This window comes from Streptomyces sp. NPDC025806 (assembly GCF_055558275.1).
Genome location: NZ_JBVHMU010000004.1, coordinates 335,139 through 350,083, shown reverse-complemented (window position 1 = coordinate 350,083; position 14,945 = coordinate 335,139). Strand labels below are relative to the sequence as shown.

15 protein-coding genes are annotated in these 14,945 nt (G+C 73.1%); 2 read left to right on the top strand and 13 right to left on the bottom strand.

All coding sequences use genetic code 11. From position 1 onward, the window contains the following. Positions 1–88: 88 nt before the first annotated feature. From ACZ4E1_RS11610 to ACZ4E1_RS11555, 12 genes are all read right to left on the bottom strand, one after another. On the bottom strand, positions 89–964 hold the full coding sequence (locus tag ACZ4E1_RS11610) for an alpha/beta hydrolase (RefSeq protein WP_467538151.1): 876 nt from the start codon (positions 962–964) through the stop codon (positions 89–91). Between the two features lie 147 nt (positions 965–1,111). Next, positions 1,112–2,311, bottom strand: a complete 1,200-nt coding sequence (gene kynU, locus ACZ4E1_RS11605) for a kynureninase (RefSeq protein WP_467538149.1) — start codon at positions 2,309–2,311, stop codon at positions 1,112–1,114. Further along, positions 2,304–3,170: a tryptophan 2,3-dioxygenase family protein gene (locus ACZ4E1_RS11600; protein ID WP_467538146.1), complete on the bottom strand. Its 867-nt coding sequence runs from the start codon at positions 3,168–3,170 to the stop codon at positions 2,304–2,306. The genes kynU and ACZ4E1_RS11600 overlap by 8 nt, the downstream gene beginning before the upstream one ends. Before the next feature lie 144 nt (positions 3,171–3,314). Beyond that, positions 3,315–3,728, bottom strand: a complete 414-nt coding sequence (locus ACZ4E1_RS11595; RefSeq protein WP_399124618.1) for a DUF3151 domain-containing protein — start codon at positions 3,726–3,728, stop codon at positions 3,315–3,317. Between the two features lie 29 nt (positions 3,729–3,757). Next, on the bottom strand, positions 3,758–4,912 hold the full coding sequence (locus ACZ4E1_RS11590; protein ID WP_467538144.1) for a MalY/PatB family protein: 1,155 nt from the start codon (positions 4,910–4,912) through the stop codon (positions 3,758–3,760). 106 nt (positions 4,913–5,018) lie between these two features. Then, positions 5,019–6,050 (bottom strand): class II fructose-bisphosphate aldolase, encoded by a 1,032-nt coding sequence (gene fbaA, locus ACZ4E1_RS11585; protein ID WP_467538142.1) that lies wholly within the window; start codon positions 6,048–6,050, stop codon positions 5,019–5,021. A gap of 146 nt (positions 6,051–6,196) precedes the next feature. Next, positions 6,197–6,751, bottom strand: a complete 555-nt coding sequence (gene pyrE / locus ACZ4E1_RS11580) for an orotate phosphoribosyltransferase (RefSeq protein WP_467538140.1) — start codon at positions 6,749–6,751, stop codon at positions 6,197–6,199. A 24-nt stretch (positions 6,752–6,775) separates the two neighbouring features. Then, a complete protein-coding gene (locus ACZ4E1_RS11575) occupies positions 6,776–7,564 on the bottom strand; it encodes an aldose epimerase family protein (protein ID WP_467538137.1) in 789 nt (262 codons plus the stop codon). A 37-nt stretch (positions 7,565–7,601) separates the two neighbouring features. After that, the gene (locus ACZ4E1_RS11570; RefSeq protein WP_467538135.1) at positions 7,602–8,414 is read right to left on the bottom strand and encodes an SRPBCC family protein; all 813 of its coding nucleotides are present in this window, start codon (positions 8,412–8,414) and stop codon (positions 7,602–7,604) included. Between the two features lie 318 nt (positions 8,415–8,732). Continuing rightward, positions 8,733–10,241 carry a spermine/spermidine synthase domain-containing protein gene (locus ACZ4E1_RS11565; RefSeq protein ID WP_467538133.1) on the bottom strand — a complete coding sequence of 503 codons (1,509 nt, stop codon included), beginning with the start codon at positions 10,239–10,241 and terminating at the stop codon, positions 8,733–8,735. A 92-nt stretch (positions 10,242–10,333) separates the two neighbouring features. Then, entirely contained in the window at positions 10,334–10,858 is a 525-nt protein-coding gene (locus ACZ4E1_RS11560) for a DUF2617 family protein (RefSeq protein WP_467538131.1), read from the bottom strand. Between the two features lie 375 nt (positions 10,859–11,233). Beyond that, a complete protein-coding gene (locus ACZ4E1_RS11555) occupies positions 11,234–11,551 on the bottom strand; it encodes a hypothetical protein (protein ID WP_467538129.1) in 318 nt (105 codons plus the stop codon). A gap of 139 nt (positions 11,552–11,690) precedes the next feature. Here ACZ4E1_RS11555 and ACZ4E1_RS11550 point away from each other — a divergent pair, with 139 nt between their 5' ends. Together ACZ4E1_RS11550 and ACZ4E1_RS11545 are read left to right on the top strand one after the other, a co-directional pair. After that, positions 11,691–12,872, top strand: coding sequence for a pyridoxal phosphate-dependent aminotransferase (locus tag ACZ4E1_RS11550; protein ID WP_467538127.1), 1,182 nt, complete (start codon positions 11,691–11,693; stop codon positions 12,870–12,872). 139 nt (positions 12,873–13,011) lie between these two features. Continuing rightward, positions 13,012–14,223 (top strand): hypothetical protein, encoded by a 1,212-nt coding sequence (locus ACZ4E1_RS11545; protein ID WP_467538126.1) that lies wholly within the window; start codon positions 13,012–13,014, stop codon positions 14,221–14,223. A gap of 18 nt (positions 14,224–14,241) precedes the next feature. Here ACZ4E1_RS11545 and ACZ4E1_RS11540 read toward each other — a convergent pair whose 3' ends face one another. Further along, positions 14,242–14,778 carry a YbjN domain-containing protein gene (locus tag ACZ4E1_RS11540; protein ID WP_399124606.1) on the bottom strand — a complete coding sequence of 179 codons (537 nt, stop codon included), beginning with the start codon at positions 14,776–14,778 and terminating at the stop codon, positions 14,242–14,244. Positions 14,779–14,945: the final 167 nt, after the last annotated feature.

The following is a 14,945-nucleotide window of genomic DNA, read 5'->3' as shown; positions in this document are numbered from 1 at the left end:
GCATCACGCCACGGAGCCAACCCCGCGCGTAGCTCCCAGGTATCACACGTCATACCCGGGTAGGGGTACTCCTTCTCAACCAGGCGCTCTACCAGGCGAGTTGGGCGATCTCCTCGGCGACGACCGCGCACGCGTCGGCGGCCGGGTCGATCAGCGGGAAGTGGCCGACCTCCTCCAGGTACGTGACGCCCACGACCTCGCCCGCCTGCGCCGCCGCGTCCGCGTACGCCTCGGTCACCGCGAACGGGACGGTCGTGTCGGTGCGGCCCTGCACGATCGTCGTGGCGATCCCGGTCGGCAGCAGCAGCGACGGATCCGCCCACGGGCGCCGCCGCTCGAACAACTCCGGGCTGCCGCCCAGGAGTTGCCCGCTCGCTCCGCCGCACACGCCCAGCTCCTCCGAGAGCGCCAGATCGGCGATCGGGGCGAGCGCGACGACGCCGCGCAGCGCGGGCGCGGCCGGGGTGAACCAGGGGGCGTCCGCGGGCAGTACGTGCCGGGCCGCGGCCCACAGCGCGAGGTGGCCGCCCGCCGAGTGCCCGGTGACGACCGTGCGGCGCACGTCCGCGGCGGGCAGGTGCGCGGCGACGAGCGCGGGCAGCGCGTCGAAGGCAGCGGCCACGTCGTCGAAGGTCTCCGGCCAGCGCCCGGCGACGGGACCCTCCGCCCCCTGGTGCGGCACGGCACTCCCGCGCCGGTACTCGACGTTGGCGACGGCGAAGCCGCGCCGGGCCAGGTAGTCGCAGAAGGGACTCAGATGCTTCCGGTCGTAGGGCGCCCGCCAGGCGCCGCCGTGCAGGGCCACGACCAGCGGGGCCGTGGCCACCGCCGTCCTCGGCGCATGGAAATCGATCACCTGGTCCGGGTGATCTCCGTACGCGGCGCTGACGTCCGGCTCGACGACGGGGTGCGAGAAGGCCGACGCCTCCTCGGCCGCGTCGCGGGCGGCGGCTTCGTCCGGCATGCTCCAACCTCTCGGCTGTCATGGTCGACGGTGCCGGTCCATGTCCGGGGCACCGCGGGGTACGCGGACGCTACCAGGCCCGTGACGTGCGCCGACGCCCCGCCCGATGAGGACGGGGCGCCGACGGACGGTCCCGTGTTGATCAGGTCACCCGAGCGTGTCGGCGAGGACCCGCGCCGCGCGCTCCACCTCCGCGAAGGACAGGTACAGCGGGGTGAATCCGAACCGCAGCACGTCGGGCGCCCGGAAGTCGCCGACGACTCCGGCCGCGATCAGCCGCTCCATGATTTCGCCCGCGTCCTCGCAGGCCAGCGCCACCTGGCTGCCCCGCTCGGCGTGCGCGTCCGGGGTGACCGTGACGACCCGCCCCTCGGGCACGTACGCGGCGACGCACTCCAGGAAGAAGTCCGTCAGGGCCAGCGACTTGGCCCGCACCGCGTCCACGCTCACGTCCGGCCGCGACCAGACGTCGAGCGCCGCCTCGAGCGCCAGCATCGACAGGATGTCCGGCGTCCCGACCCGGCCGCGCACCGCGCCGTCGGCGGGCGCGTACTCGGGCCGCATGCCGAACGGCTCGGCGTGCGAGTTCCACCCCGGCAGCGGCGAGTCGAACCGGTCCTGGAGCCCCGCCCGCACGTACAGGTACGCGGGCGAACCCGGGCCGCCGTTCAGGAACTTGTAGGTGCAGCCGACCGCCAGGTCGACCCCGTGCGCGTCGAGCCCGACCGGCAGCGCGCCCGCGCTGTGGCACAGGTCCCACACGCTCACGGCGCCCGCCGCGCGGATCGCGGCGGTCAGCGCGGGCAGGTCGTGCAGCCGGCCCGTGCGGTAGTCGACGTGGTTGAGCAGCACCGCCGCCGTCCGCTCGCCGAGCGCGTCCGGCACCTCGCCGGGGGCCAGCGGGCGGACCGTGCAGCCGGTCATCCGCGCGGCCGACGCGGCGATGTAGCCGTCCGTCGGGAACGTGGAGGCGTCGACCAGGATCTCGTCCCGGCCCGCGTCAGGGCCGCCCGACAGCCGCACCGCACCCACAAGTGCCTTGAACACATTGACACTTGTGGAGTCGCCGACGACGATCTGCCCGGCCGCGGCGCCCACCAGCGGCGCGATCAGGTCGCCGATCCGCTCGGGCGCCGTCCACCAGCCGGACTCCGTCCAGGACCGGATCCGCAGCTCGCCCCACTGCCGCCGCACGACGTCCTCGACGGCGCCCGGCACGCTCGCGGGCAGCGCGCCCAGCGAGTTCCCGTCGAGGTAGACCACCTCGTCCAGGACGAAGTCGCCGCGCACCGCCGCCAGCGGGTCGGTGGAGTCCAGTTCGCGCGCCCGCTCGATCAGGTCAGACATGGGACCTCGCCGTCCACAGCTCGGGGAACACGTTCTTCTGCGCGCGCTTCTCCAGCCACGCGACACCGGCGCTGCCGCCCGTGCCGGTCTTGGCGCCCATCGCGCGCCGCGTCGCGACCAGGTGGTCGTTGCGCCAGCGCCAGATCAGCTCGGCGACATCGGTGAGCGCCTCGCCGAGCCGCGCCAGCTCGCCGCTCTCGTCACCGGCGTACAGCTCGGTCCACACCGCCTCGACCTCGGGCGAGGGCTCGTAGCGCTGCGACACGTCCCGGTCCAGGACGGCCCGCGGCACACCGTGGCCGCGCCGGGCGAGCAGCCGCAGCACCTCGTCGTACAGGCTCGGCTGGTGCAGGGCCTTCTCCAGCTCCGCGTACACGCGCGGGGCGCCCCGGTGCGGCACCAGCATCGACGCCGACTTCTCACCGAGCAGGAACTCCATGCGCCGGTACATGGCCGACTGGAACCCGGAGCCCTCGCCGAGCGCGCTGCGGTACGAGTTGAACTGGGCCGGGGTGAGCTGTGCGAGCGGGCGCCACGAGTCGTTCAGCGCCTGCAGTTCGCGCACCGAGCGCTTGAGGGCCGCCACGGCGGTGGGCACGTCGTCCTCCGCGAGCGCCCGGCCCGCGGTCTCCCACTCGTGCACGATGACGGTGAACCACAGCTCCATGACCTGGGTGGTGACCAGGAAGACCATCTCGCCCGGGTCGTCCGAGCGCAGGTGCTGGAGGTGGGTGAGCACATCGGCCTGGACGTAGTCCTCGTACGGCGTCGTGCCCGCGAAGTCGAGATGCGGGGTGGCGGGTGCTTCCGCGTCCTGGGGGGTCGCGTCTTCCGCTACGTGATCCGCGTCGTGGGACATCGCTGTCTCCTGAATGTGTATCCGGGTAGCGGTCCGCCCTGCCGTTACCGGCACGGGGCCCCGGTCCCCACCTGCATCCTCCGCAATCCTCCCCCGAAACGGCAAGGCCCGCCTGATCACAGGCGGGCCTCGACTCGGTCCTGCTTATCCGAGGGTCTGCGCGGCGGTCTCCGAGGAATCCTTCAGGAACTGCGTGCAGCGCTCGTACTCGGCCTGCTCCCCGATGTCACCGGCGGCCCGCGCCAGCGCGTGCAGGGCCCGCAGGAAGCCGCGGTTCGGCTCGTGCTCCCACGGCACCGGGCCGTGGCCCTTCCAGCCGTTGCGCCGCAGCGCGTCGAGCCCGCGGTGGTAGCCGGTGCGCGCGTAGGCGTACGACTCGACGACACTGCCCCGCTCGTACGCGGCGTCCGCGAGCTGCGCCCAGGCGAGCGAGGACGTCGGGTACTTCGCGGCGACGTCCGCCGGGTCGGTGCCGCCCGCGAGCAGCTCCCGCGGCTCCGGCTCGTCCGGCAGGTGGGTCGGGGGCGGTCCCCCGAGGAGGTTCTCGTGAAGGCTCATGGGTCCAGTGTGCCGCGTGCGCCCGGCGCTCAGCCCGCCACCCTGCGCACCGCCCTGACGAGGGCGTCCACCCCGGCCTCCGCCTTGCCGCGCGGGCAGCCCACGTTCAGCCGTACGAAGCCGGGCGCCCCGTACACGGAGCCGGGCATGATCGCGACCTTCTCCTCCTCGACGAGCACCCGCTGCAGTGCGGCGTCCTCGGTGATCCCGAGGGGTCGCAGATCGATCCAGGCCAGGTAGCCGGCCTCGGGCACCCGCCAGCCGAGCTCGGGGAACGCGGCACCGAGCCGCTCCTCGACGAGCCGCAGATTGCCGTACGTGTACGCGCGCAGGGCGTCCAGCCAGGGGCCGCCCTCGCGGTAGGCGGCGATGTGCGCGGTCAGCGCGAGCACCGGCGGCGACTCCAGGCCCTCGTCGTGCCCCATCCTGCGGACGAACTCGGCGTGATCGTCCGGGTCCCCCACGAAGCCGTAACTGCCGCTCAGCGCCGGGAAGTTGAAGGACTTGCTGCCGGAGGTGACCAGCGCCCAGCGCAGCCCGTCCCCGTACCGGGTCCACGGCAGGTGGCGCCGGCCCGCGTGGACGAGGTCGGAGTGGATCTCGTCGCTGATCACGGCGACGTCGTGGGCCCGGGCGAGGTCCGCGATCCGGCGCAGCTCGGCGTCGGTCCACACGTGCCCGGTGGGGTTGTGCGGGGAGCACAGGACGAGGACGCGGCTGTCGGGGCGGGCCAGTTCCCGCTCCAGGCCCGCCCAGTCGTCGACGCCGACGGCGCGCAGGTCGCGGCGGGCGCCGAGCACCGCCTTGCGGAAGCCGTCGTAGGTGGGGGTGTGCAGGACGACGCCGTCGCCCTCGCGGGTCCACATGCGCAGGAGCTGGGCGATCTGGTTGAGCACGGAGGGCCCGAACACGAGCCGCTCGACGTCCACCTCGGTCGCGTACCGGTCCCGGTACCAGTCGCGGATCGCGCCCTTGAAGTCGTCGTTGCGCCAGTCGGTGTAGCCGAACACGCCGTGCGCGAGCCGTGCGCCGAGCGCCGTGAGCACCTCGGGCGGGCACGCGAAGTCCATGTCGGAGATGGTGAACGGCAGCAGGTCCGGGTCCGGGAAGCGGTCGGTGATGCCGTCCCACTGGACGCACCAGGTACCGCGCCGGTCGACGGGGGTGTCGAAGTCGTACGTCACTGAGGGGCCCTCCGGGCAGCGGGGAGAACGGCCAAGGGAACGGGACGGGCCCGGCGCCCCCTCGCAGTGCCGAGGGAGGGCCGGGCCCGTGGGAACACCGGTCGGGCTACTTGATGCGGGTGCCCGAGGAACGCAGGTTGGCGCAGGCCTCGACGACACGGGCCGTCATGCCGGTCTCGCCCTTCTTGCCCCACACGCGCGGGTCGTACGTCTTCTTGTTGCCGACCTCGCCGTCGACCTTCAGGACGCCGTCGTAGTTCTCGAACATGTGCCCGGCGATGGGGCGCGAGAAGGCGTACTGGGTGTCGGTGTCGAGGTTCATCTTCACGACGCCGTTCTCCAGCGCGGTGTGGATCTCCTCGATCGTGGAGCCCGAGCCGCCGTGGAAGACGAAGTCGAACGGCTGCGAGCCGGCCGGCCTGCCGTACTTCGCGGCCACGCCCTCGTTCAGCTCCTTGAGCAGGTCGGGGCGGAGCACCACGTTGCCCGGCTTGTACACGCCGTGCACGTTGCCGAACGAGGCGGCCAGCAGGTAGCGGCCGTTCTCGCCGAGGCCGAGGGCCTCGACCGTGCGGATCGCGTCGTCGACCGAGGTGTAGAGGTTGTCGTTGATCTCGTGCGAGACGCCGTCCTCCTCACCGCCGGTCGGGGTGATCTCGATCTCCAGGATGATGTTCGCCGCCTTGGCCTTGGCGAGCAGCTCCTGGGCGATGTCGAGGTTGTCGGCGAGGGTCTCGGCCGAGCCGTCCCACATGTGCGACTGGAACAGCGGCAGACCGCCGTCGGTGACCCGCTTCGCGGAGATCTCGATGAGCGGGCGCACATAGCCGTCCAGCTTGCCCTTGGGGCAGTGGTCGGTGTGCAGCGCGATCTTGTTCGGGTACTTCGCGGCGACGACGTGCGCGAACTCGGCGAGAGCCTGCGCGCCCGTCACCATGTCCTTCACGCCCTGGCCCGAGAGGTACTCGGCGCCACCGGTCGAGATCTGGATGATGCCGTCGCTCTCGGCCTCGGCGAAGCCCTGGAGCGCCGCGTTCAGGGTCTGCGTCGACGAGACGTTGATGGCCGGGTAGGCGAACTTGCCCGCCTTGGCCCGGTCGAGCATCTCGTTGTACTGGTCCGGAGTTGCGATGGGCATCTGCCGTCTCCTCGTCAAGCGCGCATTGCGGGGGTTTGGGTTGTTCTGGTGTCTTTGACCGGTGGTCCGACCCTCACCAAGCACCATGGGGTGACATCATCGTCGCCGCCATCTTTCCAGACTTGTGGGGTTACCGGCCGGTCACGTCAGTCCAGGCCGAGCTCGTCCTTCGAGAACGCGAAGAGGTACGGGACCCCGGCGCCCTCGGTGATCTTCTCGGCGGCACCCGTGGCCCGGTCGACGATCGTCGCGACGCCGACGACCTCGGCCCCGGCCTCCCGCACGGCCTGCACGGCCTCCAGCGGCGAGCCGCCGGTCGTGGAGGTGTCCTCGACGACGAGCACGCGACGGCCCTTGATGTCCGGGCCCTCGACGCGGCGCTGCATGCCGTGCGCCTTCGCGGCCTTGCGGACCACGAACGCGTCGAGGCGCTGCCCGCGCGCGGCGGAGGCGTGCAGCATCGCGCCGGCGACCGGGTCGGCGCCCATCGTCAGACCGCCGACGGCGTCGAAGTCGAGCTCGGCCGTCAGGTCGAGCAGCACCTGCCCGACCAGCGGGGCGGCCTCGCCGTCGAGGGTGACCCGGCGCAGGTCGACGTAGTAGTCGGCCTCCAGACCGGAGGAGAGCGTCACCTTGCCGTGCACCACGGCCTTGTCCTTGATCTGCTGGAGCAGCGCGTCGCGCACGTCGTTCGAAGTCATGCCTACGAGCTTAAGGGCCGCGTTTTACAGCCGTCGCCAGGTCCAGGTGGTGCTCGCCTCCAGCGGATCGACGGGGGTCAGGAGCCGGGGCTGCGTGTTGAGGCCGTTCGGGGGGCCGGTCTGCGGTTCGACGCAGACGGCGGCGTCCTGCTCGTCGTAGACGACGACCCACGCCTCGCGGCTCTTCACGTTCAGCTCCAGCTGCCCCGGCCAGGTGAGCGTGACGTCGACGCCGTCCGGCATGCCGAAGCAGTCGTCCCACGGGCCGGGCTTCGGGTCGATCCGGTGGCCGGTGGGCAGGTGGTCGTCGCCGCGCTCCTCCTGCCAGGCGGCGTCGAAGTCGATCCGCACGTCCTCGCCGCCCAGGTTCCGGTTGAACCAGGGGTGCCAGCCGGCCTGCGCCGGGAACGAGTCGCCGTACGTCTCGATCCCGAGGGTCAGCGTCAGGCTGTCCTCGGTGAGCGCGACGATCTGCGTGACCCGCCCGGGGTGCGGCCAGGGCTCGGCCAGGTCGTACGTGAACACGGCCTCGGCCGCGCTCGTACGGGCCGTCTTCCACTCGGCGTCGCGGGCGAAGCCGTGGATGGCGTGCGGCGGCGAGTTCAGCGGCATCTGGCGGACGTGCCCGCCGTCCAGGAACCGGCCGTCCCTGATCCGGCCGCACCACGGCACCATCGGGAAGCAGCCGTACTTCTGCCCCTGCCGCAGCAGCTCGGTCCCGGCGATCTTCAAGCTGCTCACCCGGCAGCCGTTGCCCGGCGCCACGGTCACTTCCGCGTCGCCCGCGGTCAGCGTCGTCTCCTGAGTCGTCACGAGCCTTGAGCCTAGGCGGTGTCGGGGCGGCGCACCGTCAGCGGCGCCTGCGCAGGGCGCGGCCGACGACGATCACGGAGGCGACGACGAGGGCGGCGGCGGGGGCCGCCCAGCGCAGGGTGGCGCTCGCGGCGGCGCCCTCCGGGCCGGGGACCGGGGCGTAGCGGCCGCGCGGCGGGGCGTGGTCCACCTCCTCGGCGCTGCGGCCGATCATCGTGCGGCGGGCGTGCGCGGCGGCGGGCTCCGCCGGGAGCTCGCCGTTCTCGAAGTCGCCCTCGTAGTCGCCCTGGAAGTCGGTCTCGGGGCCGAGCGAGGAGGGCGGCACCTCGGTGTCGTACACGGACACGACCTCCGGCTCGACCGAGCCGTCCCGCCCTTCCGCGCCCTCGCCGTCCTCGTCGTCCTCGTCCTCCGGTTCCTCCGCGCCCAGGTCCTGGCTCTCCGCGCCGAGGTTCTCCGCGAAGCGGCCGAGCAGCCGGCGGGCGGCGGAGGTCACGGCGTCCTCGTCCAGCTCGGCCACGCGGCCGTCGCCGGTGGCGGTGCCGGTGAACGTGACGCGGGAGCCGCCGTCCGACGCGGCGACCCGGGCCGTCAGCTCGAAGGCGACGGTGCCGGTGCCGCGGGCCTCCGTGCCGTCGCCGGTCAGCGTGAACGAGCCGTCCGGGGTCTCGGTGACCTGGACGCCGCCGCGGTACGTGATGGCGGTCCCGCCGATGCGCACCTTGAGCCGGCCTCCGTCGCCAGAGGCGTCGCGCTGGAACCCGGGCAGGGCCCGGGCCACGCGGAGGGGGTCGCAGAGCACCGCCCTCAGGGACTCCGCCGGGACCGGAACGAACACCTCATGCTCCATGCCGCCCGAGCCTAGCGACGCCGCCGCGAACGTGTCTCCCTCTTCGCCGGGGCGACCCCGGTTTCGTACGGGTCCGCGGCCCGGTGGGGGCTTGTCGCGCAGTTCCCCGCGCCCCTGAAAGGCTTGCGGCTTCGCCGCTCAGCCTTTCATCGAGGAGGTGCGCCCGAAGGGCATGCACCTCAGGGGCGCGGGGAACTGCGCGACAAGCCACGACGGCGCGGCAGACGAACGGCGGCCGCGGGTGGCACTCACCCGGGCGCGACCAGCCCCACCGGACCCGCACCCGCGACCCCACCCCGGGCGGCTAGCCCATGCGCGTCAATAACGCGGATGCACGAGCGTCGACGGGGCGCGGTCGGGATCGATCGCCGCCGCGCCGGCCCCCCGCAGCCGAGGCGTGACCCCCTTCCCCCCGACGACATAGCCGGGGCCGTACCCCACCACCCGGAAACCGGCCCCCCGCACGGTCGAGGCGACCGTTCCTCCACCTCGCACCACCACCCGCCCCCCGTCCCCGAGGACCCGCCCCACCAGCCCGTAGAACTCCTCGGAGTACAGCTTCGCGCTGTCCACCGAGAGCGCCGGGTCCGGCAGGTCCGAGACCACGAGGTCATACCGCTCACCCCGCGCGGCAGCGCCCCGTACGCGCGCGAACACGTCCCCCGTGACCACCCGCACCCGGGAATCGGAGAACGCCCGCCCGTTCAGCGCCACGAGCCCCGGATCCGTCCGGGCCAGCCGCACCACCGCGGGGTCCGTGTCGACCAGGTCCACCCGCCGCACCCCGCTCCCGCCCGCGCGGAGCACCTCCCCGGCCGCCACCCCGTCCCCGCCCCCGAGCACGAGGACCCGCTCGTGCGGCCCGCCCCCGAGCGCGGGCCGTACGAGCCGGGCGACGCGGCGCCGGGCGCCGGGGCCGCCCGCCCGCAGCCGCCCGTCGAGGTAGAGCCCCGGCGGCCGGCCGGAGTCTCCGGTGAGGACGATCTCCTGCTCGGCGCTCTGCTCGGCGACCCGCACGGGCGCCCCGAACAGCGCCTCCCGCGCCGCCCGCTCGAACGCGTCGACCTGGAGCCACGCGAAGGCCAGGACGGCGAGGACCGTCGCGTTGGCCACGAGGAGGAGCCGCCGGCCGCGCGGGCTCAGGTCGCGCCGGAAGAGGCCGAGGACGAGGGCGCCGCCCGCCACCGCGTTGACCACCCCGGTGAGCAGGGCGCCGGTGAGCTGGCCGAGCATCGGCAGGAGCAGGAACGGGAAGGCGAGCCCGCCGACGAGCGCGCCCACGTAGTCGGCGGCGAACAGGTCGGCGACGGCGCCGCCGGGGTCCTGTCTGCGGATCCGCTGGATGAGGACCATGAGCAGCGGCACCTCGGCGCCGATCAGCACGCCGATCGCCAGGGAGAACCCGACGAGCAGGAAACGCGGGCCGTCCCGCCAGGCTCCGCCCCAGTCGCCGGTCCAGGCGAAGACCGCGTACAGGGCCATCGCGCTGCACCCGCCGACGAGCGCGAGGACGGCCTCGACCATGCCGAAGCCGGCGGCCGCCCGGTAGCGCAGCCGTTTGGCGGCGAGCGAGCCGATGCCCATGGCGAAGACCATGACGGACAGCACCACGGAGGCCTGGGTGACCGAGTCGCCCATCAAGTACGAGGCGAGCGCCACCAGTTCCAGCTCGTAGACGAGGCCGCAGGCCGCGCACACGAAGACACCGGCGAGCACCAGGAACCGGCCCGTGCCGGGCTTCACCGGCAGCGGGGCACGCTCCGGCGCGCCCAGGGGCCGGGGCGTCCCGGCGCCCCCGGGCGGGGCGGGCGCGTGCGGTTCGATCACCCCTGGAACGCTACGTCACCGCATGACCGCACCCTGTCACCCACACGTGTGGAACAGGGGCCGGGGCGCATACCCCGCACCGGGCCGCTGACCTAAGCCATCGCGACGGCGGGGACGCGGACACCGACCCGGCTCCGGGTGGCGACGAGTTGACCGTCCTGCGGGTAGGCGTGCCAGGTGCGCCAGTGCACCTGGCCCTCGTGGCGGTGGGCGAGCATCGCCGTGAAGGCGTGCGGGCTGCCCGGGAAGACGCCCGCGAGCCCGTTCGGATGGTCGGCGACGAGGGCGAGCAGTTCCTGGGCGCGGCCCGCGAACTGTCCTTCCGTCAGATGTTCGACCCGGGCGGCGAATTCGTACTCCCAGTCGCCCACCCGCTTGGCGACGCCGAGCGGGAGCGGGGTGCTGCTGCCGGGCATACAGGCGACGGTCTCCGAGCAGGCGCCGCTCTCCTCCTCGAGGAGCACCTGGTGAGAGGCGCCGAGAAGACGCAACTGCATCTTCGCGCCCGCGAGTTCGATGTCGAGTGTGGCGAGCGCGGGAAGCGGCTCGCGCCCGAGTGTCCAGGCCAGGTCGGCCGCACTGGTGTCGGAGTAGGCGGTGTTCAGGGTCGTGAGCATGGGTCGGCTCCGCTAGCACGCAAAGGGAGATGGGGCCGGCTACGTCAAAGGGACCGGCTCGTGCCCACGCGAACGCGATGAGTACGTAGTACGAGGGCTGAGTTGACGCTTAAAGGGAATCATGGGCGGCCCCGACCTCACAGCGTTTTTACCCAACTTTCGGAGGGTTTCCATCCCCTCGGGCGCCGTGCAGCTCAACTGTTCAACTTTCCGTGCGACCTTTCGCGCCCGGCGCACCACCTGCGGGTACCTGACCGGACACGTGTCCGAGTCCCCCGTGGGTGCACACGTACGCCCGCACACGCGTGCGGCCCACCCGGACACCACTGCCCCGTGTCAGTGGTCCCCGCGTGGGCCGCACCCACCGGGCCGGCGTCAGCTGCCGCCGCCGCACCCGCCCCCACCGCCGCACGACGAGCCTCCGCCGCACGACGAGCCGCCGCCGCAGGAGGAGCCGCTGCCGCACGAGTGGCCGTGGTGCCCGGACGAACCGGAGGACGACGAGGAGCAGGAGCTCCCCACGGACGAGCTCCCGCCACCCGCCCACCAGCTGTTGCTGCTGCCGCTCCGCGAGCCGCGGGCGCCGCTCTTCTTCAACGACGTGCGCCGCGACTTGCTGCCGCCCGCACGCGCCGTTCCGATCACGATGGCGACGACCATCGCGACGAAGACCACGATGACGACTGCTTCCATCACCGGTCCCCCTTCCGTTCCCCCGAACCCTCGGAATCCCCGTGATCCCCGAGGGCCGCCGCTACCGGCGTGGAGTGGGGATTCCCGCACCGGATCGAAGCCAAAGCAGAGTTGAGGAAGTCCAGAGGTTCGGCGGAGGATGGCCCGCATGACCTCCAGCGCGCGTCCTCTGCTGAACCGCCGTCTCGCCGAGTTCGGGACCACGATCTTCGCGGAGATGTCCGCGCTGGCCGTGCGCACCGGCGCCATCAACCTCGGGCAGGGCTTCCCCGACACCGACGGGCCCGAGCAGATCCGCGAGGCCGCGGTGCGGGCGCTGCGCGACGGCCGGGGCAACCAGTACCCGCCGGGCCCCGGAATCCCCGAGCTGCGCACCGCGATCGCGGACCACCAGCGGCGCCGCTACGGCCTGGAGTTCGACCCGGACACCGAGGTGCTCGTCACCGCCGGCGCGACCGAGGCCATCGCGGCCTCACTGCTCGCCCTGGTCGAGCCCGGCGACGAGGTCGTCGCCCTGGAGCCGTACTACGACTCGTACGCGGCGAGCATCGCGCTCGCGGGCGGCACCCGGGTCCCGGTGACCCTGCGCCCGCACGAGGGATCGTTCCGCCTCGACCTCGACGAGCTGCGCGCCGCGATCACGCCCCGCACCCGGCTCCTGCTGATCAACACCCCGCACAATCCGACCGGCACCGTCCTGACCCGCGCCGAGCTGACCGCCGTCGCCGAGCTCGCCGTGGAGCGGGACCTGCTCGTCGTCACGGACGAGGTGTACGAGCACCTGACCTACGACGACGCCGAGCACGTGCCGCTCGCGACGCTGCCCGGGATGCGCGGGCGGACCGTGACGATCGGGTCGAGCGGCAAGACGTTCTCGTTCACGGGCTGGAAGGTCGGCTGGGTGACCGCCGCGCCGGAGCTGGTCACCGCGGTCCGCTCGGCCAAGCAGTTCCTCACCTACGTCTCCGCGGGCCCCTTCCAATACGCGATCGCCGAGGCGCTGGCCCTGCCGGACTCCTACTTCGAGGAGTTCCGCGCCTCGATGACCGCCAAGCGGGACCTGCTCGCGGCCGGTCTCACGGACGCGGGCTTCACCGTCTTCCGCCCCCAGGGCACCTACTTCGTCACCACCGACATCCGCCCCCTGGGCTTCGACGACGGCTTCGCGTTCTGCCGCGCCCTGCCCGAGCGCTGCGGCGTCGTCGCCATCCCGAACGCCGTCTTCTACGACGACCGCACGGCCGGCGCCCCCTTCGTCCGCTTCGCCTTCTGCAAGCGCGACGAGGTCCTGAGCGACGCGGTGACCCGCCTCAAGGCGTAGCCCGGGAGGGCCCGTCCGGGCGGGTTGTCACGCCGCCGCGCCGCGTCACCCGCGCGGCCCACCCGATCCGGGCCGAGCTGGGGCCGGGCGGAGGCGTTCGGGTGGCGCGGGGCCCGCGCGCCGCTCAAGGTGCGGTGATGTGACCCAGCAGCAGTTCGCGCCGGTGGCCGGGGAGCGGGACCGGGCGCCCGTCCCCGTGCCGCGCCGCCTCCGTCCCTCGCGGCGCCCCTCCTCCGCCCTGATCGCGCTCGGTCTGTTCGCCGCGGCCCGGCTCACCGGGGCCGCGGCCGTCGCGGTCGCGGCCGGGCTCGACGGGCAGCGGCCGTTCGCCGTGCTCGGCCGTACCTGGGACTCGCTCTGGTACCTGGGGATCGCGGCGCACGGCTACGGCGCCCGCACCCTGCGCTTCGGACCCGACATCGTCCAGAGCGACCTCGCGTTCTTCCCGCTCTACCCCGCGCTGATCAGGGCCCTGCGCACCCTGCTGCCGTTCCTGTCCGGCGGCGCCTGCGGCCTCCTGGTCGCCTGGGCCGCCGCGCTCGCCGCCGCCCTCGGCATCCACCGCGTCGCCGCCCGCCTGTACGGCCCGGCCACCGCGACCCTGCTCGTCGTCCTCTGGGGCCTGCTGCCGCACGCGGTCGTGCTCTCCCTCGGCTACACGGAACCGCTGCTCACCGCGCTCGCCGCCTGGGCGCTGTACGCGGTACTGAACCGGAACTGGCTGTGGGCCGGCTCCCTCGCCGCCCTCGCCGGGCTGGCCCGCCCCAACGGCTGCGCGGTCGCCGCCGCCGTCCTCGCCGCGGCCCTGCTCGAAGTCTTCCGCCGCCGCGGGCGCGTCGTCCCCAGGCTGTGGACGGGCGCGCTGCTCGCACCGGTGGGCTGGTTCGCGTACGTGCTGTGGGTGGGGGTGCGCACCGGGGATCCGCTCGGCGGCTACTTCACCGTGCAGCGGCGCTGGGGCTCGTCCTTCGATCTCGGGGCCGGCGCGGCCCGCACGGTGCAGGGGCTGCTGCTGCACGGGGACCGGTTCGCCGTGCCCAGGACGCTGACCCTGCTGATCGTCGCGGTCGCCGTCCTGCTCTACGCGCTCCTGCTCCTGGACCGCGCCCCGCTCCCGCTGCTCGTCTACAGCGGGGTCCTGCTGCTCGTCGCGGTCGGCGGCTCCGGCTTCTTCGAGTCCAAGCCGCGCTTCCTGCTGCCCGCGTTCCCGCTGCTGCTGCCGGTCGCGGCCGCCCTGGCCCGGACATGGAGAACCCGGCCCGCGCAGGCCCTGACGGTCCTTGGCGCACTGGCCGGGTTCTCGACGGCGTACGGGGCGTATCTCGTCGTCCACGCGCACACCCCGCTGTAGCCGGGTCCTGCCTCGGTACTACTCCGAGTCGTCCTCGGGCTTCTCGTCCTCGGCCGAGTCGACCTCGGCCTCCAGGCCGAGCTGCTCCACGAGCCAGCGGTCGAACTCGATCGCGGCGCGGACCCAGCTGACGGTCGACGACACGAAGTGCTCCAGGGAGACACCGGTGCCGATCAGCATCTGGGCCTCGCCGATGAGGCGGACCTGACCGTCGTCGTGGGTGTGGCTGTAGACCTTCGGCCACAGCGTCCGGCGGTTCCAGTCGTCGATGGACTCCAGGAGCTGCGGCTTGGACTCGATGCTGTGGGGGCGGTCGTAGAACGTCCGCACCGAGAAGACCTGCTGGTCGTCCTCGCCGCGGAACATGAAGTAGGTGCGGAACTCCTCCCACGGCGCGGCGAGGTCACCCTCTTCGTCGAGGACGTACTTGAGTTCCATCTGGTCGAGCAGCTGCTTGACCAGGTCCTGGTCGGGGATGACGGGGCCCGACGGTCCCGCCCCCTGGGGATCGGGCTGCGCCCCGAAGTTCGGAATCGAGGACGGGTCGATGCTCATGTCTGTCCCTTCGTATGGATACAACTCATCCTCTCTCAGAGGGGGCCCCCGGGGGCAAGCCCGGCCCCCCGTCTGCCATGACCTGTTCGCTCCCGGCGTGCGGCCCGGTGGGGGCTGGTCGCGCAGTTCCCCGCGCCCCTGAAAGGCTTGCGGCTTCGCCGCTCAGC

Coding starts and splice junctions, on each gene's coding strand:
- ACZ4E1_RS11610 (WP_467538151.1), bottom strand. CDS start 964: ATGCCGGACGAAGCCGCCGCCCGCGACGCGGCCGAGGAGGCGTCGGCC.
- kynU (WP_467538149.1), bottom strand. CDS start 2,311: ATGTCTGACCTGATCGAGCGGGCGCGCGAACTGGACTCCACCGACCCG.
- ACZ4E1_RS11600 (WP_467538146.1), bottom strand. CDS start 3,170: ATGTCCCACGACGCGGATCACGTAGCGGAAGACGCGACCCCCCAGGAC.
- ACZ4E1_RS11595 (WP_399124618.1), bottom strand. CDS start 3,728: ATGAGCCTTCACGAGAACCTCCTCGGGGGACCGCCCCCGACCCACCTG.
- fbaA (WP_467538142.1), bottom strand. CDS start 6,050: ATGCCCATCGCAACTCCGGACCAGTACAACGAGATGCTCGACCGGGCC.
- pyrE (WP_467538140.1), bottom strand. CDS start 6,751: ATGACTTCGAACGACGTGCGCGACGCGCTGCTCCAGCAGATCAAGGAC.
- ACZ4E1_RS11570 (WP_467538135.1), bottom strand. CDS start 8,414: ATGGAGCATGAGGTGTTCGTTCCGGTCCCGGCGGAGTCCCTGAGGGCG.
- ACZ4E1_RS11560 (WP_467538131.1), bottom strand. CDS start 10,858: ATGCTCACGACCCTGAACACCGCCTACTCCGACACCAGTGCGGCCGAC.
- ACZ4E1_RS11555 (WP_467538129.1), bottom strand. CDS start 11,551: ATGGAAGCAGTCGTCATCGTGGTCTTCGTCGCGATGGTCGTCGCCATC.
- ACZ4E1_RS11550 (WP_467538127.1), top strand. CDS start 11,691: ATGGCCCGCATGACCTCCAGCGCGCGTCCTCTGCTGAACCGCCGTCTC.
- ACZ4E1_RS11540 (WP_399124606.1), bottom strand. CDS start 14,778: ATGAGCATCGACCCGTCCTCGATTCCGAACTTCGGGGCGCAGCCCGAT.